The sequence below is a fragment of the Pseudomonas sp. BCRC 81390 genome, assembly GCF_030341915.1.
Classification (GTDB): domain Bacteria; phylum Pseudomonadota; class Gammaproteobacteria; order Pseudomonadales; family Pseudomonadaceae; genus Aquipseudomonas.
The window spans coordinates 1-230 of record NZ_JATAAG010000090.1; the positions used below are offsets into that span (position 1 = coordinate 1).

Annotated in this window: 1 rRNA gene; it reads right to left on the minus strand. The window is 52.2% G+C overall.

Going from position 1 to position 230, the window contains the following annotated elements:
* A 23S ribosomal RNA gene (locus QSV36_RS25115) occupies positions 1-230 on the minus strand; the annotation flags it as partial.

Consider the following 230-nt stretch of genomic DNA (forward strand, 5'->3'; position numbering starts at 1 on the left):
CAAGCGCCTTGGTATTCTCTACCTAACCACCTGTGTCGGTTTGGGGTACGGTTCCCAGTTATCTGAAGCTTAGGAGCTTTTCTTGGAAGCATGGTATCAACCACTTCGTCGCCTGAAGGCAACTCGTCATCAGCTCTCGGCCTTGAAATCCCGGATTTGCCTAAGATTTCAGCCTACCACCTTAAACCTGGACAACCAACGCCAGGCTGGCCTAACCTTCTCCGTCCCTC